This is a genomic window from Candidatus Anstonellales archaeon (assembly GCA_038869735.1).
In the GTDB taxonomy this organism is placed as follows: Archaea; Micrarchaeota; Micrarchaeia; order Anstonellales; family CG1-02-47-40; genus JAWCQO01.
In genome coordinates this window covers 1-18212 of the sequence record JAWCQO010000011.1, presented here as the reverse complement: position 1 = coordinate 18212, position 18212 = coordinate 1, and the positions used below count along the sequence as shown (strand labels likewise).

The following is an 18212-nucleotide window of genomic DNA, read 5'->3' as shown; positions in this document are numbered from 1 at the left end:
TTTTCTTATCTGCGCTCGCAACGCTGTCTCATTTCTACAAGAGCCAACGTAAGCCACTGAAACTTTCAATCTTCCGCTACACGTTTCATAAACAAAAAACGTGTAACTTTCAACTTCGCTTTTCTCTTCAAATTCAAAAAACCTGTAATTTTTTACATAAGTCCTTCCGTCTTCCGAGTACTCACAGTACGTGCCTTTCTCAACGAGATTACTCTTGCCTCCTTTCGCACCAGGGCAATAATCACCACTTGCTCTAAACTCCTCCACTTTTGTATTTTGAGATATTAACGCAACGCCTGTATTCTTTGCTTCTTGATAGACATCTTCGAATTTAATGCCTTCAACATAGAAATATGAGAAGTATCCTTTGCAATCTTCAAAATACAGGTTATTTTTTCCACTATTGCTTACGCACCCACTAATAAAAAGCAATAATATAGCAGTCCACCAAGCAATCTTCATGGTTTTTTCTATAGATTTTATATTTTTAATCCTGACTATTCTTTATTTCACTGATTTAGCCTATTATCAACCATCAGGGCCTTTTTTTAATAAAGTCTCAAAATATTTTTTTGCAGCAATCGCATCGTTCTCAATATTGGGGCTTTCTGAGATTATAACGCCTGCACACTTATATTCATTCAACGCTTCCAAAACTCCTTTGTAATTCATATTGCACTCATCAAAATTTAGGTGATTCCTCTCGCCTTTCTCAGTGTAATTTATACCGGAGAGATGAATATGCATGTTTTTTAGAGCCTCTTGGCCAAGCCTGCTTTCAATTGCTCCAATCATCTCTAAAAAATCCTCTTTTTTATTTATTCTTCCAGCGCTTCTTGCGTAAAGGTGAGAAAAATCAATGCAAGGCAAGACACCTTCAACCTCTTCTGATACTGAAATAAGTTCGAATAGGTCCCCAAACTGAGAGGGCTTCCCTGTGGTCTCTGGCCTTATCCAAACCTCAACTCCTTCATTAAGAAGAGTCTTTCTGATTTCCTTTAGCGCACCTTTAATTTTCTCATAAGTATTCTGACGAGTGCTCTTCAAATAAAATCCTGCATGGAAGACAAGACTCCAGCCACCGCACATACTAAGAATGCGTCCAGCCTGTAAAATACGCAAAATGCTTGCTTTGTACTTATCCTCCTCAGCAGCATTCAGGTTTATGTAATATGAACCATGAGCTGTAAGTAAAACCTTGTGCTTCGCCGCTTCTTCTCTTACTTGAGGCGCCTTCTCTGCTGAAATATTAACAGATTGCACAAACTCAAGCTCCATTGCAGACAAGCCCAAGGCTCTAACCTGCTTTATTCCATTGATCGTATCCGGTGGTATAGTAGAGAGCGGAATGCCTGCCGTGCCAAATAGCAGTTTATCCATGTACCTAAATAAGTAATTATGCATTTAAAGATTTGCAACTAATCTAAACTCTGGTGAGTAGAAAATGGCAAAGAAATATTTAGTGGAGCATGACAGACCAAATTGCATAGGTTGCGGTGCATGCTGTGCCGTCTGCCCTTCAAGATGGGAGATGGGTGAGGACGGAAAATCCAACTTTAAAGGAAACCCCGAAATAGATGAAACTGAATATAAGGAAAATAAAGAAGCAGCTGACTCTTGCCCTGTAAACGTCATCCACATAATAGACAAAGAAACCGGCAAAAAGATAATATAATGTGAGATTATGCCTCAAAAAAATAAGGCCTCAAATAAGATTACTGCAAATACGCCCATTTTTGAAATTGCAATGAAATATCCAAAAGCACTACCTGTCCTTTTTGATTACGGATTTCATTGCATCGGATGCCAACTTTCTGCTTACGAAACTATAGAAGCTGGGGCAGCAGCCCATGGTCTTGACAAGAAGCAGATACAGACGCTAATAGCCAAGCTAAACAAAGCAATAGAAAGTAAATAATGGGGGAGCCTTTTATGCCACTTCCAATTAGAGAATTTTTAATCGACAAAATCGTTAGTGAATCTTCAGAAGTAAAAAGCTTTTATCTTTCTCCGTTAGATGGCAAACCTATTCATTTTCTTCCGGGCCAATTCGTAATGATTTCACTTGAACTTCCAAACGGCAGGAACCAGCGAAACGCGTATTCTATCTCTTCTTCTCCCCTACAAACTTCTACTATCCGCATAACATTAAGTCTACATGGAGAATTCACACAAGCTTTATTTCAAAAAAAACCTGGCGACAAGCTAAAAATAGATGGTCCTTGGGGCAAATTTGTTCTCGATGAATCCTCCCCACTTGATGCAGTCTTTATCGCTGGGGGGGTTGGCATAACTCCATTAATTTCAATGATCAAATACCTTCACGAAACAAAAAGCCAACGCAGAATATTCCTTTTCTACAGTTCTCACAGTCCCTCACACCTAATTTTTCTTTCTGAACTAAGCAGTATGGCACAACAAAATCAAAATTTCAAAACTATATATTGCATAACCGGCAAAGGTGAAGCTCCAGAAAATATAAAATGCTACCGCAGGCGCATAGATGCAGAGATGCTTTCTCTTGAGCTTGGTCAGGTGCAGCAAAAACAGTATTACATTTGTGGACCTCCCCCAATGGTTGAGGGAATAGTAAACTTACTAGAGCAAATGGGAGTGGCATATGAAAACATAAAAAATGAGAGGTGGTAATAAAACGTGAAATTGGTGACCAGAAGGAGTCTCAACCTTCTAATCGATTTCTATGAATTCACGATGGCCGATTCCTACTATCAAGAAAAAAAAGAAAAAGAGGCTACATTTGACCTTTTTGTAAGAAAACTTCCAAAAAATAGGAGCTATCTTATCGCCTGCGGCGTTTATGATGCTTTGAAATACATACAAAATCTCAGATTTGAAAAAAATGAACTTTCTTATCTGCGGTCAACTGGGAGATTCAGTGATGGATTTCTCAAATATCTCTCAAACTTCAAATTCTCTGGAGACGTTTACGGCATACCCGAAGGAACACCAGTATTCGAAATGGAGCCAATTCTAAGAGTTACTGCTCCCCTCATTGAAGCTCAATTACTAGAAACTTTTCTTCTAAACTGCGTTGGATTCCAGACTCTAATTGCCACAAAAGCCTCGCGAATATGCACTGCCGCGTTAAATAAACCAGTAATTGACTTTGGGCTTCGCCGGTCGCAAGGAATAGACGCCGGTCTTAAAGCCGCTCGGGCAGCTTTCATTGGTGGTTGCAGTGCAACATCTAACGTACTTGCAGGGAAGGAATACAATATCCCTATTAGCGGAACAGTAGCTCATTCTTTTATACTCTCATACAAGGATGAGTTTGAGGCATTTAAGTCAATCGCACGAAGGTATGGAGACGGTTGCGTTTTTCTTATTGATACCTACAATCCCATTCTTGGAGCAAAAAACGCAGTAAAAGTTGCAAAAGAGATGGAAAAGGAAGGAAAAAGAGCCGGGGCAGTTCGCATAGATAGCGGAGATCTCTCCCTTCTAAGCAAAAGAGTGAGAAAATTATTAGATTCTGCTGGTCTTTCTTACATAAAAATCATTGCAAGCGGCGGTCTAGATGAATATAAAATCGACCGCCTCCTCAATTCACGGTCACCAATAGATGCGTTTGGCGTTGGCACATCTATGGATGTTTCTGATGACGCTCCTTCTCTTGATATAAACTACAAATTGTGCGAATATGACGGAAAGCCAGTGCAAAAAACAAGTGAAGGAAAAGCAACACTGGCAGGAAAAAAGAACGTTTTGAGATTTGAAAAAGATGGAAAATTTATTTACGATCTAATAGTTGGTGACAAAGAGACAAAAAAAGATGGCTCTCCCCTTCTTGTGCAAATGATACGACGGGGAAAGATAATTTTTAAGGTCCCCCAACTTGTGCAAATTCGTGCGAATGCAAAAAAACAACTAACTAAGCTCCCTTCAGCCGTTTTATCCGTACGACACCCAAAAAAATACCCAGTAAAGATAAGCACGACGCTTCTTTCGTAGAGGCTGATCTTTTGGACAAAAAAAAGACTGCAATAAAAATCTTAAAAATCCTAAAAAGGCGCTACCCGAATGCACGCACATCTCTTATATACAAAAATCCATTCCAACTTCTTATTGCTACCGTTCTATCCGCTCAATGTACGGATAAACAGGTAAACAAAATAACCCCTGCTCTCTTTGCGAAATATCCTTCAGCGTTTGCATTTGCAAGCGCAAATGAATTTGAGCTAAGAAGCTTAATACGCTCAACCGGTTTTTACAAAACAAAAGCACATAATATCATCGGAGCTTGTAAAAAACTTGTTCTGGAACACGACGGTAACGTCCCACTTAGAATGTCCTCTCTCCTCACACTGCCAGGCGTTGGGAGAAAGACGGCAAATATTGTTTTGGGAAATTATGGCATCGTTGAAGGCGTTGCAGTCGATACGCACGTGAAGAGAATAAGTAATCTTATTGGTTGGACAAAAAGCAGAAATCCAAAAATCATTGAATCAGACCTTATGTCTCTTTTTCCCAAAAAAGAGTGGCCTAATCTGAACCCTCTGCTAATAGCACATGGAAGAAAAGTCTGTGTGGCAAGGAATCCAAAATGTGGTATTTGTCCAATCTCTAAGTTCTGCCCAAGCTCAAAAATTTTACCGAACTTTTCTACCAACCAAAAAACTCGGCGCGGGAATAACCGAACGAACGAAGTATCGAAATGATACCCTTATTATACAAGTGAGGATACTTCCAAGTAAGCTTAATGCCAATAGCTAATTTTTCCGCAAGATTGATATTTGCAACTTTTTGAGGAAAGAGGTCTCCGACCTGATTTAATTCATTGTTTGTTAATCTGTAAAGAGCGTTTTTGCCTTTTAAAAGAGCGGAATATTCAGGAAAGCGCGACCTCCATATCTTCTCATATTTTGAAAAGAACTCAGCACTTCTTTCGCCGTTTTTTATTGCTTCGGCAGCAACTTCAGCTGCATATTTTGCTGACGCTATTGCAAGGTGTGTTCCTCCCTCAAAAAGAGGACTTGTGAATCCTGCTGCGTCACCTATCAGCATAACTCTCTCACCATAAGTTTTTGGAAGCGGTCCAGATGAAGGTATAAGCCCTCCAAAAGTCTTTCTTTTTCTTTTTTTATCCAACCCGATTTTTTCTATGTAACTATCCAAATAAGCCTTTGCTTTTGTTTTTTCGTTTGTGACAAGCCCTACATTTGCTCTCTCACCACTTTTTGGTATAATCCAAAAATATCCATGCGGAAATGCTTCAATATCCAAATAAAAATCAATATAGCCGGAGGTAGTTACATCTTCCATCTCATACTGAAGTCCAACCACAGTTTCAAATCTTGATTCATTAAGCTTCAAGAAATTTGACACAACAGAATATGAACCCGATGCATCAACAAGTATGCGTGATGTGTAATTACCCTTTTTTGTGCTTAATGACCATAAATCCTCTCCTTTCTTAATGCCCTCAACTTTAGCTCCCAGTACCATTGTAGCTCCCTTTCTTTCTGCAGTCTCTGCAATATACTGCTCAAATTTGGCCTTTTCTAAAACATACCCTTCCTCATCAAGATAAGTGTCTTTTCCAGAAGGAAAAACTACGCGTATACCCTTAACTTTTTTTGAGATTGCCTCCAGAGGTAAGTCAATGCCGTAATTCAGGGTGCAAAGCTTTGAGAGGCATTCCCCACAATGGACGGGTTCTCCAATAGTTTCATTCTCCTCGAGAAGAATCACACTAAGTCCCATTTCCGCAGCGCACTTTGCACAATAGGTTCCAGCGGGTCCCCCACCAACAATTGCTACATCGTATATTTCTTGCATCAGAATCCTTTTGACTTTGTCCAATAACTTTTTTATTTTTACATACCCAAAAAAGAGAAAGGGAATCTGTCATGACGAAAGCAATAATAATCATAGATATGCTCAACGATTTTGTGACAGGGAGCCTGAAATGCGACAGGGCACAAAGAATAGTCCCTAATATACAAAAGCTTGTTCAATATGCAAGGAGTGCGGGTATCCCAATAATTTATACTAATGATGCTCATTATCCTCAAATAGATCACGAGTTCTCTGTATGGGGTCCGCATGCAATTGCAGGAAGTGTTGGTGCACAAGTTATACCTCAAATTGCTCCTAAAAAGGGAGATTATGTAATCCCAAAAAGGAGATATAGCGGATTTTTTGGGACGGAACTTGATGAGCTCTTACGTGAACTAAAAGTAGACGAGGTTGTACTCTGCGGTTTACATACTCATATTTGCGTTAGGCATACTGCTGCAGATGCGTTCTTTAGAGGTTACAAGATAACCGTACCTCAAGATTGTGTAGAGTCTTTTAGTCAAGAAGATCACGAAAGCGGTCTTGCCTACCTGAAAATGGCATATAAGGCTGAAATAAGCAGCGCAGAAAGAGAAATATCAAAACTCAAAGAAAAGAAAAAATAAATAATATGCTTCCAAGATCAGCGTATCCCCAACTCTGAAATCTCCCATTTAGAGTTTTGGACGAGAACTTTTTGAAGTGGGAAAAATCTTTCTTTACCTATTCAAACGCTCCTTTAAATATAAATCCAAATCCAACTATAACCAGAACGATTGGCCAGGGAGTAAGTGGAGCAGGCATAAGACCCATGTTTTGCAATGTCATTAAACCTCCAAGCGTTGCAAGAATAATACCTACTATAAAATCGAATCTGGATTCGCTAACTCCAACGCTTTTAGAACTCACTACTTCCTTTGCTCCTCCCCTTTTTTTTGCCATCTGCCATCACCACTAAAAAAAAGAAGGTTATATTTTAAAACTTTTTCTTTTTCGGTTCTGTTAACTTATTGTAGGTAATTATTCCTTTGATAAATACTTTTAAAATTTCAAAGTAGATTTGCTAATTTTTTAATGTCTTTGTTTGTTACATGTGTATAGATTTGAGTTGTTTTTAAATCTTTATGTCCCTATGTCCCAATAACTGCTGAATATATAGAATATCAACGCCAGATTCTAATAGAGGGGTCGCAAAAAGCTGTGCCTTAGCGTATGTGGTGTGATATTCTTCTTTATCCCTGCTTTCTTGGAAGCTGATTTGACAATTTGTTGGATTGTCCACTTGTTGTATTTCCCTTTCCGTTTGGAAATAAAAATTGGGCCTTCTTCCTTAGTTTCATATATTTTCAACACATCAATCAGTTTTTTATGAAGAAATACAATTCTTTCTTTGTCACTCTTTGTTGTTTTAAGATGAATTATTTCTCTGTCGAAGTCTATGTCTTCCCATTTAAGATTTCTTATTTCATCCAGACGCAAGCCAGCATAATAGAGAAACATGATAGCAATCTTATGCTTCAAATTGTTTGTAGATTCTATCATTTTGTTTATTTCTTCTTTATTCAAAAATTAAGGACAGTTTCAACGGCCTTTTTGCAAGTGGAAATTTTTCTTAAATATAGTATTTAGTGCATTTTAATGAAAAAACTCCAAAGTAAAATAAGCCGGTCTTTTTGTTGATTTGCTTTTTGATGTGTAAGATAGTAAAACTATTTAGGTGTTTTACTCGAAGATAGAAATTCTTTCATTATGAAAATATATGACTTGCCTGTTTGATATGAATACCTTCTGAGTTTTATTTCCTCAATAAGCTTGCCAATCACTTCATATTTTTCTTCCTGAAAACAGACATCATTTACTATATGGTTTATTATTGAGATGAATTATATAAAACTCATTTTTTATACTGTTTTATATTATAAAACGAATAATTATCTCGCTTAATAGTGGTTATGCTCAATTACGAGTCCGCCTCTTAACGAGGTTGCCGCCGAAAATTCGTTGTTGCCTTCGTTAAAATTCACAAAACGGAAACAAAAAAACGAAATTGCTTCGCAAATCGTCTAACAAAATTTTAACGAAATTTTTTCTTAAATCTTACAAGAGAGTGCCGCCGAGTCTTTCGGAAATATCGTCTGCTTTGCATGAAAATATTAATAAACTGTTCTTCATACCTTAATTATAAAACGAAGGAGCGTCTCAAAAACGAAAGGTTTAAATATAAGTGTAACACATTATTAACATAATGTTACAAAAAGTAACGGTGTAAAGAATGGGTGTAGTAAGAATAGACGATAAATTGATAAAAGAAGTTCAAGCATGGCTAAATAAGAACGGAAATAAGTATAAACACCCAACAGTTTCAGCCTTTGTTAATAATGCTGTTTATGAAAAATTAAATAAATTGAAAGTTGGTAAAAATGGCAACAGAACATAAACTATTAGTAGGCGATTGTTTAGAAATAATGAAAAAAATGCCCTCCGAATCAGTAGATTTGATAATCACAGATCCGCCATTCAATATAGGTAAAGATTATGGTGGAGTTTATAAAGATAATAAAAAATTTGAAGAATATATAGAATGGTGTAAACTTTGGCTTTCCGAATGTATTCGCTTATTAAAAAAAGATGGAAGTCTATATCTGTTTAATTATCCAGAGAATAACGCCTATTTATTGCCGTTCTTGAAGGAAAAAATGATTTTCAAACGATGGATGACGTGGCATTATCCTACGAACACGGGTCATTCAAAAACTAATTTCACCAGAACACAACATTCTATAATATTTTGCACAAAAACAAAAAAACATAAATTCAATAGACAAGATATTGCAGAACCTTACAAAAATCCAACGGATAAAAGAATACAAGAAAGATTGAAAAATGGAAGCAACGGAAGAGCCCCATATGATGTATTTCAATTTAATCTTGTAAAAAATGTAAGCAAAGATAAAACTCCTCATCCATGTCAGATACCTGTTCCTTTGTTAAAAATATTCATAAAAGCCAGCAGTAATGTAGGTGATTGGGTTATGGATCCTTTTGCTGGCAGTTTCTCAACTTGTGCCGCCGCAAAAGAACTTGGCAGAAATTCAATAGGCATAGATATTAACCCTAAATATGTTGAAATCGGTAAAAAAAGATTGGAAAATATTAATCCTTTAGACAAATTCACTTAGTTTTTATGCTAATATTATATTGAACTGCCCGAATAAATTTTATTGAATTAATGTCTTCGTCATCTGTGAATTTGTATTCGTATAATCTGCATAAATTTTGCTTTTCATTTCTCAATCTCATTAAGAAAAGTAAACGCAGATTTGTGCCTTTTGGTATGTCACCTTTTTCCATAAGCATATCAAAATACTTCTTTATGCTGAAAAGTTGCCTTATCTCAAAATCGGCGTATTCTACATTTTTGGCTTCAACGGTTACTATCATTCCGTCTTTTGTTTCAAATATTCCATCTATCTCTATTTGCTGTTTATCAGCATGCAGTTTTGAACCATTTACTCTGAATGAAAAAGAAACTTTTGATCTTCTTGCAGTGTGAATTTTGAGGTGTTTTACGCCAAGAAAATCTTGTATGATACCTTCATTGTAAATGAATGAAACTGCTCCAGCTTCGCTATTTCCTACATCATCTATTACACTTTTTGTAACATCTATATTCTTTATTTTGATTATCTTCTCAAATTTATGATAGCCATTTCCCTTTACAAACGCGTGTTTTCCTTTACCAAGATGAACTATAAAATACCCATTTTGTTTTAAGCTTTCTGGCAATAAATCAGAAGAATCAAACTTTGTGGCATCAAACTGATTCATAAATTTAGTGTCTTGAGTAATCTTTTTTAATTCCGTATTTGTGAATTCTATAACTTTTGCTTTCTGGCTCTTTTCATACAGCTTATTGAAGAGTATGTTTATTGAGTTTCGTTTTTTGCTTTCCATAAATCATAGTCATACATTTCTCTTTAAAAATACATCTTTTTTTATAAGATGAAGAATGTCTAAAGACGGCAGCACTCCCTAAAGAAAAAACTACAGTGGCAAAAAATTTTCGGCGGACTCGCAACTCGAAATTTTTGCCTTTGGCATCGTTGCACTAAAATTTCGTCTTTCCTTTGGTCAGAGAGCATAACATTGATTTAACGGCTCCGCTCACCTGCGGTTCACTTCACCTAAATCAAGCCTTCGGCTGACTTCGTTAAATCGCATACGTTAAGTCCAATCGCTGACTACGGGTGCCTAACTTATTTTACATCAAATTTTTTAACCCAAATATCAAGATGTTTGAAGCACTTAACCAACTCTTTTCCTTTCTTAGTCAATGAATAATCAACTCTTGGTGGAATTTCATTAAATTTTTTCCTTGAGACTAATCCTAACTTTTCCAATTCTTTCAATCGCTTTGATAAAGTTCTTGGGCTAATATTCTCCATTTCTTTGATTAAATCGTTAAATCTTTTTGTTCCACTCTGGTGTAATTCTCTCAAAATCAATAAAGCCCATTTTTTACTAAGATAAATCAATGTTTTTGTTATTGGACAAATTTTTTCCATTCAATTCACCTAAAACTTTACTTTTGGTTACTACAACATTTATATAGTTCTCATTGTTATACATAGTATAGTCAAGATACTATAAAAAGATTACTAATGGAGGTATAAAGATGGCAAGAATTGTAAAACATGAAGAAAAAATGCCGATGGAAGTAAAAGTTGGTGGAGAAAGCAAATGGATTTGTATGTGTGGATTGAGCAAAAATAAACCTTTCTGCGATGGCTCACACAAGCAATGTAGTGGCGAAGAAGAAGGGAAATTGTATAAATATGAGAATGGGAAAAGAATTGAGATTAAAAAATATTAATTCTTGTGGCGCACTTCGTCAGCGACTTCTCTGAATTTTGCTTCGCAATTCTAGATTTTTTCTTTCAGAAAAAGGGACTTAACAGCGCTTATACGGTTCCCCCTTAGCTTGCCGCTCGGCTCCACCCAATTTTTCCTTCGCAAAAACTTCTCTTAATCGCATACGTTATGTGCAATTCGAAAACCTGCATTTCACGGAAAGGAGGCCGTAAATTATAATGATGTTGTTGCCTTCGTTTAACTTCATAGGAGGAAAAGAGAGAATGAAATTGCTACGCAACTTTCATCTAACGAAAGTTAAACAAAATTTTTTCTTATTTTTCCGGGCGGAGGCTTTATTTTAATTTCTTTTGTTTTGAATTAAAATTAAGAAAGAAAATTATCTCCTCATCTAATTTCTCTAGATCTAACAAAACTTTTTCTCTCCTTCGTGTACCATCGGCATTCCGAAAATCTCTTTGGAACGAACCACATTTAATAAGAACAGAATCGTCAATTTTTATGAAAGAAATTTGTTTTAAATTAAATTCCACTTTTCTTAGTCTTGACCAAGCCCCTCTTTTAATTCTTTCAAGCTCGTAAGCCGATTTTCCACCCTTGAGATCTTCATGCCATTTTTGGAATGTCCTTTTATCATCATTGTATTTAACTTCACCCATTGCAAGAATTAAACCAACTAAGTCTGAGAAGTTTTAGAATTAGGAATAATATCATTTCAGGTGAAGGAGCCGGTTATGCTGCTTGTTCTGAAGAAAGTAGAAGGAAGGGTGGAATTAGTGGGGGAATAATTAGCAGAATAATTACTGGAAGATATACTCCCCCCTATGTACGGATAGTGATGATGGCCAAAATATTTATATTCCGTGAAACTGTAATGATACCACACAAATTTTTTATAAAGATTCTTGTCTAAACGACCTAAGTTTAAATGAGTATTATTGTAGTTCTGATGGAATGTTATGCCTCTCACAACCCTATCCTTGTCCATACGGTTGTAATTGAGGAAAATGTAATGAAGAACCTCTTCTACAGAACTATTGTAGTGACGGAACCCTTTATAATTCTTGTTCCATCTCTAAACCACTCTATTGCAATAATAAGGGGAACCTTATACCGCTATGTAATCAGTATGGTTGCCTCAAAAATTATACATGCGATGCCATATCTAATCAACGTGTTCAAGAAATTAGAAATAATGAAAGCGGGGGGTTATGGCAAATTGCATAGAGAATTGGACCTGTAGTTCGTGGGGTCCAGAAATCTGCCCTCGAAATAGAACCCAAACAAGAACTTGTGTTGACGTAAATAATTGTGGAACAACTAATGAAAAACCGGAGGAGATAAGAAACTGTACTTATTTAGAACTGGAAAATTCCTGTATCGGTTGGAACAATCTCTATTCAATAGAGCTATCAAGATTAAATGCATTAACAACTCCAAATGAGCCTGGTATTTATAATTTAACAATATCTCTTTTTCCAGCTCGACCATCCTCTGTCAAAGCCACTAAATCTCTCACCTACAATAAGCTTTTCATAATCCACTTTCCGCTAAGCTAAAAGAAGTCGTAAGTAAAATAGGGGCGATATAAATTCCTTTTTTGCTTCTTGATTTGCAAGCATGCCAGAAATAGTTTCTCGCACCTCCTGGCTCTTTCTTGCCTTTCCTATTATAAAGTTTAGTATCGGTGTAACTCTTCCCAACCTCTGGAGAAGATAAGACGTATCTAACTCAACCTTTAGTTCGCTTATAAGTGCGTTCTCATACCTTGACAGCGACTTTGCAGAAGTATCCCCTTCACTTAAAGCTTGGCTTATCACCTTTGCCGCTATAGATGCACTCGTCATAGCATTTCCAACACCCTCTCCAGAGAACGGGTCTACTAATGAAGCCGCATCACCGCAAAGAACGAAACCGTCTCCATAGCATTTTGGAAGTCTAGACCCAAACGGTAAAGACCAAGCCTTAACGCTTCCTTCCTCTTGGATTGCATCTTTGAACCTATCTTTAAATCTAGGATGCGTTAGGACTATATCCAAGAGGGCTTGTCTTAAGTTTATCTTTTTTCTTGTAACGTCATCCATTACCATCCCAACTCCTACATTTGCACTATCCTCCCCAACCGGAAAAATCCAAAAATACCCAGGTATTAGTGAGTCAACGAAATGTATCTCAATGTTGTCGCTAAGTCCTGCTACGTTTTTATAATAAGCCCTAAATGCCTGACACAAATGTTTTGGATCAGTTTGCGCGTTACCTGTTTTTCTTGCTACAATCGAACCTACCCCATCACAACCAACAACAACTTTTGCTCCAAACTCTTGTTCCTCCCCAGTTTCTGTGTTCCTTCCTTTTACTCCCACTACTTGTTTTCCGTTCAAAATAAGGTCATAAACCTGAAAGTTTTCTAAAGTCTTAGCATATTTTTTTGCGTTTTGAAAAAGTAGGTTATCATGATAAATCCTCCTGCAGCAATAGCCCGTACCTTTTCTTATTGGGTCATTTTTTGGAAATTCTATCCTAACCTCCTCACCGGATGGCGACGAGAAGATAACCCCTCTAATCTCCCCATGCGGTAGACTTTCAGCTTCCTGAAGAAGCCCAAGTTCATTGAGGACCTTCATTGATTTTCCACTAACCGCATCTCCGCAAATTTTATCTCTTGGAAATTTATTTTTTTCAATCAGAAGAACATTGTGCCCTCTTCTTCCTAATAGGGCAGCACACGTAGATCCTGCAGGCCCTCCCCCGACTACAATTGCATCATATGCACTACTACTCACTACCTCACCATACCTAGTCTGTGTCAATAAATCAACAATTGATTTTACTGATTCAATCAAATTACTTTGGCCAATAAACTAATTAACAATAAATAAATATAACAAAAAATATAAAAAACTCTTTACAAAAGGAGATGGGACTGTATAAAAACATATTAAAAGTTAATATGTAATTAATTATGTGGTTTCATGTCTAAACGAATACTCAACATCACACTCTTTTTAGTTCTCATTACTGCTATTTCGTACTCTCAATTATCAAACGTTGAAATAGCTCTTAGGGACTTATGCGTCTTTGTCTACCGTCTTCTTCCAATAGTTGCCCTTCTTATGCTTGTTTCAGCCGGCCTCGTGTACGCCGCAGGACAGATCTTTGGAGCTGAAACTCGTGCAAGAGCAAATGTCTGGGCCACAGCAATGCTAACGGGCTCAATAATAAGCCTCATCATCATAACTCTAACTCCCTATTTCCTTTCTGAATTGTATGGCGCTCAGGGCTATTTCTCTTGGGATAGATGCAGCTTTAGCTAGAGATAAGGTGTATAGAAATGATTTACGCCTATCTGGTTGCTGCGGGACGGGTGCAAGGAGTATTCTTTCGCAAGTATGTCTGCGAAATTTCAAGGAAACTCTTTGTAAACGGAAGGATATGGAACGAAAAGGATGGAACTGTAAGGATACAATGCGAATGTAAAAGCGACTATCATCTCTCAGAATTTATTCATGAAATCAAGCACAGTAAGCCCTCAGAGGAGTATTTAGGTATAAGGATAGATAAGCTAGAAATTATTGAAAAGAAGACTATAAGCAAGCCGACGTTCTCCTCCTTTGAGATAGTTTACCATTAAATATCACAATATATCATAATCGTTTTAGTTACCTCTCACTTTTGGAGACCTTCAAAATTAGAAATAGTCATTCATACCTTAATGCCTCAACAGCATCCATTTCTGCACTTCTACTTGCAGGGATTATACCACTTATTATCCCTATAAGCAAAGAAAATATACCGCAAAATAAAATTAGACTCAAAGTGGGTGTTGCAGGGATTCCAATCAACCAGAATATGCTAATTATTAGAAGACCAACAATAATGCCGATGCTCCCCCCAATTATTCCAATAATGGCACTCTCAACAAGAAATACAAAGCGTATCCATTTTTTAGTTGCTCCCATCGCCCTGAGTATCCCAATCTCTTGTCTTCTTTCAAGAACCGACATAAACATTGTGTTAGCGATGGTAATCCCCCCTACCATAAGAGATATAGCTGAAATTGCCCCCAAAAACACACTGAGAATATCGCTAATGTTTTTTACCTGACTAGATACGGTTTCTGCTGATAGGACCGTAAAATCTTCTTCACCTTCCCTTACCCTATGCGCTTCTCTCAATGTCTTTTTTATTTCCTCTTCAGCTTCTTTCATATTCCAATTATCTTTCATAACTACCAAAATACCACTGATCTCATTATCCTGAATATTCTTGGACAAAAGTTCTTCTATATCCTTAAAAGGCGCGATGACACTTGTATCTGTATCATCAAATGTGCCTCCCGTTCTTTCCAATATCCCAACAACCTGAAAATTTTTTCCACTTATCCTTAAAACGCTGTTTACTCTCAAGTCCTCTTTAAAAAGCCCATGAGCAATTTTATCGCCAATAACTAATACGTATCTATCCCCATCTTTTAGCATTCTTCCTTCAGCAATCTTGAGAGAAGGGAAAGCGTCAGCATAGTTTTCTGGTTCAATTCCTGTAACGGTAAAGGTTCCAACTTCACCCCTATAAGAAACTGAAAAGGCGCCGTAGAGAAAGGGGCTAATTATCCTTATTCCATCAATACCAGAAAGCCGCTCAATATCACTTTTGTAAAGTTTTCCTTGAGTTGGAGGCCCTGATGGTCCAACCATAAAAGATGCAAAGACATTTCCGGGCATGATGATTATATTTTGTGGACCAAACTGTTCCATCTCTTTTTTTATAATCGAAGAAACTCCTTCTCCCAAAGAGACAAGTACCACAATAGCTGCCACTCCAATAACAATTCCAAGAATAGTAAGCCAGCTTCTTAATGCCTGCCTCCTGAGGCCCTTTATAGCATATAAAATCAAGTCGGAGTAATATGTCATATATGTTTCACTATAGAATGGCTTTTAAGTTTTTAAGGAGAAACTAAAGTATGAATCTTCGTGGCGAAGCGAACTATGCTCTTTTTTTTGAATCATTAGCCAATAAGCTAAGGATCAACATAATCCTCTGCCTTCAACAAAAGCCAATGACTGTTGGAGAAATTGCAGAGACCCTTAAGGAAGAACAAAGCAAAATATCCCATGCGATGGAAGCCTTGCGCGACTGTCGCATCGTTTCACTGACAAAAGTCGGAAGAAGGCGACCTTATAAACTCAACAGCTCATTTATAAAACCCCTACTTAGTCTTGTAGACATGCACGTTCGCAAGCATTGCGCATCTTGTCAAAGACAAAAATCTAAAAATAAGAAAAACAGTGCTTCTTCTACTCAGATTAAAGAGTCTTAATTTTTAGGTTTTTCCAAATTTCAAAACCGAAACTGTAAAAAAAATAAATGGAACACTCTCGTAAGAATCAAAAACCAAAATGACGCCGGCACACAAGTAATTTTAATTATTCTTGAACTAATTAAAAAAATGGGGGAGGATAAGCTGTTATAGAAATGAGTATCCATCTGCTCTAGTCTCAGCTCCAATCAAACAACGAAAGAATATAGGTCCCCCTCATTAAAAAAACTTAAAAATTAGAAAAAGTAACATAATCGGCCTGCCACTGAAAACTCCAACAAGAAAAAAGACCCAGCAAGTAGTAAATCTCCTCCTTTTCCTTTTTTTGAGCCTCCTTCTATCCGCCTTCCTTTCAAAAAACGAGTAGCGCAACTCATGTACGGGTCATATATCCTGATTATTATTTCAAGCTCAAATGCAATCCTTTCAAGTTCGACTGTAATCCTTTCCTTACTTCTTCCAACATCTAGATTATCCTGCACTATTTTTTCCATGTTAGCCATATTCTGGGCAGTCGACACACCACATACAAAATTTATATGTCCAATAATCTCATCGCTATCCATCTTACGGTTATAATAAAGTGTTCCCTGCAGAGCTTTCTTCTCGGCGCCTTCAGGCGCAGTTCAGAGCACGATTCCGTTAGTATTTTAAACATTTCCTACCATAATAATAAACATTTCCTACCATAAATAAAATACATGAGTATAAATAAAATACATGAGTATTTTACAAATAATTACTAAAAGCTGATGCTATGTCAATACCCCCCAACCGGTTCATCAAGAGAGTCAAAACAAAGTTTATTAATAGTTCGAACTATTCTAGACGCTACAACTATTTTAGACGCCACAGCCTGAAAAAAGATGAGGCCAAAGCAGTGGCAGAAGCATTACTTCCAAATATAAATGAATCTCGCGGCACAACTTGGAAGACAATGAAAAAAAGTTTAGATGCGATAGCCCAAGCCGCAGGTGAAAACGCATGGTTGGCCTTCAAAGCCCTTTCAAATTACAAAGTCGCTCCCATTTTTGCACAACACCCAGATGCATTTGTCCAAATAGCCCAAGCCACAGGTAAAGACGCAGGTTCGGCCTTCAAAGCCCTTTCAAATTACAAAGTCGCTCCCCTTTTTGCACAACACCCAGATGCATTTGTCCAAATAGCCCAAGCCACAGGTAAAGACGCAGGTTTGGCCTTCAAAGCCCTTTCAAATTACAAAGTCGCTTCCCTTTTTGCACAACACCCAGATGCAGTTGTCAAAATAGCCCAAGCCACAGGTGAAGACGCAAGTTGGGCCTTCAAAGCCCTTTCAAATTACAAAGTCGCTTCCCTTTTTGAAAAATACACAGGTGAATTTGTCCAAATAGCCCAAGCTACAGGTAAAAGCGCATGGGCGGCCTTCAAAGCCCTTTCAAATAACACCGTCGCTTCCCTTTTTGAAAAATACACAGGTGAATTTGTCCAAATAGCCCAAGCCACAGGTAAAGGCGCATGGTTGGCCTTCAAAGCCCTTTCAAATTACAAAGTCGCTTCCCTTTTTGCACAACACCCAGATGCAGTTGTCCAAATAGCCCAAGCTACAGGTAAAGACGCATGGTTGGCCTTCGAAGCCCTTTCAAATAACACCGTCGCTTCCCTTTTTGAAAAATACACAGGTGAATTTGTCCAAATAGCCCAAGCCGCAGGTGAAAACGCATGGGCGGCCTTCAAAGCCCTTTCAGATGACAAAGTCGCTTCCCTTTTTGAAAAATACACAGGTGAATTTGTCCAAATAGCCCAAGCCGCAGGTATCTACGCAAGCTGGGCCTTCAAAGCCCTTTCCAATCCCATTATCGCAGAGATGTTTTCCAAAGATCCAGAGCAAGTTATAAGAAACTTCAAGGAGATAGTCCAAGCCACAGGTAAAGGCGCATGGTTGGCCTTCGAAGCCCTTTCAAATAACACCGTCGCTTCCCTTTTTGCACAACACCCAGATCCATTTGTCAAAATAGCCCAAGCCGCAGGTGAAAGAGCAGATTGGGCCTTCGAAGCCCTTTCAAATAACACCGTCGCTTCCCTTTTTGCACAACACCCAGATGCAGTTGTCAAAATAGCCCAAGCCACAGGTGAAGACGCAAGTTGGGCCTTCAAAGCCCTTTCCAATCCCATTATCGCAGAGATGTTTTCCAAAGATCCAGAGCAAGTTATAAGAAACTACAAGGAGATAGTCCAAGCCACA

General features: G+C 37.6%; 27 protein-coding genes. 16 read left to right on the top strand and 11 right to left on the bottom strand.

Annotated elements, in window-relative coordinates; genetic code table 11:
- Both QXF67_04375 and QXF67_04370 read right to left on the bottom strand, forming a co-directional pair.
- The coding region (locus QXF67_04375; GenBank protein MEM3060737.1) for a hypothetical protein at window positions 1-462 on the bottom strand (462 nt) is incomplete at its 3' end.
- A gap of 66 nt (window positions 463-528) precedes the next feature.
- Window positions 529-1380, bottom strand: coding sequence for a TIM barrel protein (locus QXF67_04370; GenBank protein MEM3060736.1), 852 nt, complete (start codon window positions 1378-1380; stop codon window positions 529-531).
- Window positions 1381-1444: 64 nt separating this feature from the next.
- Here QXF67_04370 and QXF67_04365 point away from each other — a divergent pair, with 64 nt between their 5' ends.
- Genes QXF67_04365 through nth form a run of 5 tightly spaced genes read left to right on the top strand, consistent with a single transcriptional unit; the run spans window position 1445 to window position 4679 of the window.
- The gene (locus QXF67_04365) at window positions 1445-1675 is read left to right on the top strand and encodes a ferredoxin (protein MEM3060735.1); all 231 of its coding nucleotides are present in this window, start codon (window positions 1445-1447) and stop codon (window positions 1673-1675) included.
- Between the two features lie 9 nt (window positions 1676-1684).
- Window positions 1685-1918 carry a DUF1858 domain-containing protein gene (locus QXF67_04360; protein MEM3060734.1) on the top strand — a complete coding sequence of 78 codons (234 nt, stop codon included), beginning with the start codon at window positions 1685-1687 and terminating at the stop codon, window positions 1916-1918.
- Window positions 1919-1932: 14 nt separating this feature from the next.
- Window positions 1933-2649, top strand: a complete 717-nt coding sequence (locus QXF67_04355) for an FAD-binding oxidoreductase (protein ID MEM3060733.1) — start codon at window positions 1933-1935, stop codon at window positions 2647-2649.
- A 6-nt stretch (window positions 2650-2655) separates the two neighbouring features.
- Window positions 2656-3972, top strand: a complete 1317-nt coding sequence (locus QXF67_04350; GenBank protein ID MEM3060732.1) for a nicotinate phosphoribosyltransferase — start codon at window positions 2656-2658, stop codon at window positions 3970-3972.
- Between the two features lie 11 nt (window positions 3973-3983).
- Window positions 3984-4679 (top strand): endonuclease III, encoded by a 696-nt coding sequence (gene nth / locus QXF67_04345; protein ID MEM3060731.1) that lies wholly within the window; start codon window positions 3984-3986, stop codon window positions 4677-4679.
- Here the strand turns inward: nth and QXF67_04340 are convergent.
- Complete coding sequence (locus QXF67_04340) at window positions 4624-5799, bottom strand: NAD(P)/FAD-dependent oxidoreductase (protein MEM3060730.1); 1176 nt, start codon at window positions 5797-5799, stop codon at window positions 4624-4626. The genes nth and QXF67_04340 overlap by 56 nt on opposite strands.
- Before the next feature lie 71 nt (window positions 5800-5870).
- On the opposite strand from QXF67_04340, the gene QXF67_04335 reads away from it, so the two are divergent.
- Window positions 5871-6425, top strand: a complete 555-nt coding sequence (locus tag QXF67_04335) for an isochorismatase family cysteine hydrolase (protein ID MEM3060729.1) — start codon at window positions 5871-5873, stop codon at window positions 6423-6425.
- 97 nt (window positions 6426-6522) lie between these two features.
- On the opposite strand, the gene QXF67_04330 is transcribed toward QXF67_04335, so the two are convergent.
- Together QXF67_04330 and QXF67_04325 are read right to left on the bottom strand one after the other, a co-directional pair.
- On the bottom strand, window positions 6523-6741 hold the full coding sequence (locus QXF67_04330) for a hypothetical protein (GenBank protein MEM3060728.1): 219 nt from the start codon (window positions 6739-6741) through the stop codon (window positions 6523-6525).
- A 234-nt stretch (window positions 6742-6975) separates the two neighbouring features.
- The gene (locus QXF67_04325; GenBank protein MEM3060727.1) at window positions 6976-7365 is read right to left on the bottom strand and encodes a tyrosine-type recombinase/integrase; all 390 of its coding nucleotides are present in this window, start codon (window positions 7363-7365) and stop codon (window positions 6976-6978) included.
- 706 nt (window positions 7366-8071) lie between these two features.
- Between QXF67_04325 and QXF67_04320 the strand changes: the two genes are divergently transcribed.
- Window positions 8072-8236, top strand: coding sequence for a hypothetical protein (locus QXF67_04320; protein ID MEM3060726.1), 165 nt, complete (start codon window positions 8072-8074; stop codon window positions 8234-8236).
- Entirely contained in the window at window positions 8220-8978 is a 759-nt protein-coding gene (locus QXF67_04315; GenBank protein MEM3060725.1) for a DNA methyltransferase, read from the top strand. The genes QXF67_04320 and QXF67_04315 overlap by 17 nt, the downstream gene beginning before the upstream one ends.
- On the opposite strand, the gene QXF67_04310 is transcribed toward QXF67_04315, so the two are convergent.
- Window positions 8971-9753 (bottom strand): hypothetical protein, encoded by a 783-nt coding sequence (locus QXF67_04310; protein MEM3060724.1) that lies wholly within the window; start codon window positions 9751-9753, stop codon window positions 8971-8973. The genes QXF67_04315 and QXF67_04310 overlap by 8 nt on opposite strands.
- A 302-nt stretch (window positions 9754-10055) precedes the next feature.
- Window positions 10056-10364, bottom strand: a complete 309-nt coding sequence (locus QXF67_04305; GenBank protein ID MEM3060723.1) for a helix-turn-helix domain-containing protein — start codon at window positions 10362-10364, stop codon at window positions 10056-10058.
- A gap of 110 nt (window positions 10365-10474) precedes the next feature.
- Between QXF67_04305 and QXF67_04300 the strand changes: the two genes are divergently transcribed.
- Entirely contained in the window at window positions 10475-10672 is a 198-nt protein-coding gene (locus tag QXF67_04300) for a CDGSH iron-sulfur domain-containing protein (protein ID MEM3060722.1), read from the top strand.
- 334 nt (window positions 10673-11006) lie between these two features.
- On the opposite strand, the gene QXF67_04295 is transcribed toward QXF67_04300, so the two are convergent.
- Entirely contained in the window at window positions 11007-11330 is a 324-nt protein-coding gene (locus QXF67_04295) for a hypothetical protein (GenBank protein MEM3060721.1), read from the bottom strand.
- On the opposite strand from QXF67_04295, the gene QXF67_04290 reads away from it, so the two are divergent.
- The 3 genes from QXF67_04290 to QXF67_04280 are packed head-to-tail and all read left to right on the top strand — an operon-like array spanning window position 11330 to window position 12230.
- Window positions 11330-11584, top strand: a complete 255-nt coding sequence (locus QXF67_04290; GenBank protein MEM3060720.1) for a hypothetical protein — start codon at window positions 11330-11332, stop codon at window positions 11582-11584. The two genes, QXF67_04295 and QXF67_04290, sit on opposite strands and share 1 nt — an antisense overlap.
- 15 nt (window positions 11585-11599) lie before the next feature.
- A complete protein-coding gene (locus QXF67_04285; GenBank protein ID MEM3060719.1) occupies window positions 11600-11914 on the top strand; it encodes a hypothetical protein in 315 nt (104 codons plus the stop codon).
- Window positions 11883-12230 (top strand): hypothetical protein, encoded by a 348-nt coding sequence (locus tag QXF67_04280; protein ID MEM3060718.1) that lies wholly within the window; start codon window positions 11883-11885, stop codon window positions 12228-12230. Before QXF67_04285 ends, QXF67_04280 begins: the two co-directional genes overlap by 32 nt.
- On the opposite strand, the gene QXF67_04275 is transcribed toward QXF67_04280, so the two are convergent.
- Window positions 12222-13514 (bottom strand): geranylgeranyl reductase family protein, encoded by a 1293-nt coding sequence (locus tag QXF67_04275; protein MEM3060717.1) that lies wholly within the window; start codon window positions 13512-13514, stop codon window positions 12222-12224. The genes QXF67_04280 and QXF67_04275 overlap by 9 nt on opposite strands.
- Window positions 13515-13643: 129 nt before the next feature.
- Here QXF67_04275 and QXF67_04270 point away from each other — a divergent pair, with 129 nt between their 5' ends.
- Together QXF67_04270 and QXF67_04265 are read left to right on the top strand one after the other, a co-directional pair.
- Window positions 13644-13985 (top strand): hypothetical protein, encoded by a 342-nt coding sequence (locus tag QXF67_04270; protein ID MEM3060716.1) that lies wholly within the window; start codon window positions 13644-13646, stop codon window positions 13983-13985.
- Between the two features lie 17 nt (window positions 13986-14002).
- Window positions 14003-14302 (top strand): acylphosphatase, encoded by a 300-nt coding sequence (locus QXF67_04265; GenBank protein ID MEM3060715.1) that lies wholly within the window; start codon window positions 14003-14005, stop codon window positions 14300-14302.
- A 67-nt stretch (window positions 14303-14369) separates the two neighbouring features.
- Here the strand turns inward: QXF67_04265 and QXF67_04260 are convergent, their stop codons facing one another.
- The gene (locus QXF67_04260) at window positions 14370-15584 is read right to left on the bottom strand and encodes an ABC transporter permease (GenBank protein ID MEM3060714.1); all 1215 of its coding nucleotides are present in this window, start codon (window positions 15582-15584) and stop codon (window positions 14370-14372) included.
- 50 nt (window positions 15585-15634) lie between these two features.
- On the opposite strand from QXF67_04260, the gene QXF67_04255 reads away from it, so the two are divergent.
- Complete coding sequence (locus tag QXF67_04255; GenBank protein MEM3060713.1) at window positions 15635-15991, top strand: metalloregulator ArsR/SmtB family transcription factor; 357 nt, start codon at window positions 15635-15637, stop codon at window positions 15989-15991.
- A 236-nt stretch (window positions 15992-16227) separates the two neighbouring features.
- Here QXF67_04255 and QXF67_04250 read toward each other — a convergent pair whose 3' ends face one another.
- Complete coding sequence (locus QXF67_04250; GenBank protein ID MEM3060712.1) at window positions 16228-16557, bottom strand: hypothetical protein; 330 nt, start codon at window positions 16555-16557, stop codon at window positions 16228-16230.
- A gap of 191 nt (window positions 16558-16748) precedes the next feature.
- On the opposite strand from QXF67_04250, the gene QXF67_04245 reads away from it, so the two are divergent.
- On the top strand, window positions 16749-18212 hold a 1464-nt coding region (locus QXF67_04245; GenBank protein MEM3060711.1), incomplete at its 3' end, for a hypothetical protein.

Coding starts and splice junctions, on each gene's coding strand:
- QXF67_04305 (MEM3060723.1), bottom strand. CDS start 10,364: ATGGAAAAAATTTGTCCAATAACAAAAACATTGATTTATCTTAGTAAA.
- QXF67_04280 (MEM3060718.1), top strand. CDS start 11,883: ATGGCAAATTGCATAGAGAATTGGACCTGTAGTTCGTGGGGTCCAGAA.
- QXF67_04340 (MEM3060730.1), bottom strand. CDS start 5,799: ATGCAAGAAATATACGATGTAGCAATTGTTGGTGGGGGACCCGCTGGA.
- QXF67_04250 (MEM3060712.1), bottom strand. CDS start 16,557: ATGGATAGCGATGAGATTATTGGACATATAAATTTTGTATGTGGTGTG.
- QXF67_04310 (MEM3060724.1), bottom strand. CDS start 9,753: ATGGAAAGCAAAAAACGAAACTCAATAAACATACTCTTCAATAAGCTG.
- QXF67_04295 (MEM3060721.1), bottom strand. CDS start 11,330: ATGGGTGAAGTTAAATACAATGATGATAAAAGGACATTCCAAAAATGG.
- QXF67_04370 (MEM3060736.1), bottom strand. CDS start 1,380: ATGGATAAACTGCTATTTGGCACGGCAGGCATTCCGCTCTCTACTATA.
- QXF67_04265 (MEM3060715.1), top strand. CDS start 14,003: ATGATTTACGCCTATCTGGTTGCTGCGGGACGGGTGCAAGGAGTATTC.
- QXF67_04365 (MEM3060735.1), top strand. CDS start 1,445: ATGGCAAAGAAATATTTAGTGGAGCATGACAGACCAAATTGCATAGGT.
- QXF67_04320 (MEM3060726.1), top strand. CDS start 8,072: ATGGGTGTAGTAAGAATAGACGATAAATTGATAAAAGAAGTTCAAGCA.
- QXF67_04255 (MEM3060713.1), top strand. CDS start 15,635: ATGAATCTTCGTGGCGAAGCGAACTATGCTCTTTTTTTTGAATCATTA.
- QXF67_04360 (MEM3060734.1), top strand. CDS start 1,685: ATGCCTCAAAAAAATAAGGCCTCAAATAAGATTACTGCAAATACGCCC.
- QXF67_04330 (MEM3060728.1), bottom strand. CDS start 6,741: ATGGCAAAAAAAAGGGGAGGAGCAAAGGAAGTAGTGAGTTCTAAAAGC.
- QXF67_04335 (MEM3060729.1), top strand. CDS start 5,871: ATGACGAAAGCAATAATAATCATAGATATGCTCAACGATTTTGTGACA.
- QXF67_04260 (MEM3060714.1), bottom strand. CDS start 15,584: ATGACATATTACTCCGACTTGATTTTATATGCTATAAAGGGCCTCAGG.
- QXF67_04300 (MEM3060722.1), top strand. CDS start 10,475: ATGGCAAGAATTGTAAAACATGAAGAAAAAATGCCGATGGAAGTAAAA.
- QXF67_04355 (MEM3060733.1), top strand. CDS start 1,933: ATGCCACTTCCAATTAGAGAATTTTTAATCGACAAAATCGTTAGTGAA.
- QXF67_04270 (MEM3060716.1), top strand. CDS start 13,644: ATGTCTAAACGAATACTCAACATCACACTCTTTTTAGTTCTCATTACT.
- QXF67_04285 (MEM3060719.1), top strand. CDS start 11,600: ATGAGTATTATTGTAGTTCTGATGGAATGTTATGCCTCTCACAACCCT.
- QXF67_04315 (MEM3060725.1), top strand. CDS start 8,220: ATGGCAACAGAACATAAACTATTAGTAGGCGATTGTTTAGAAATAATG.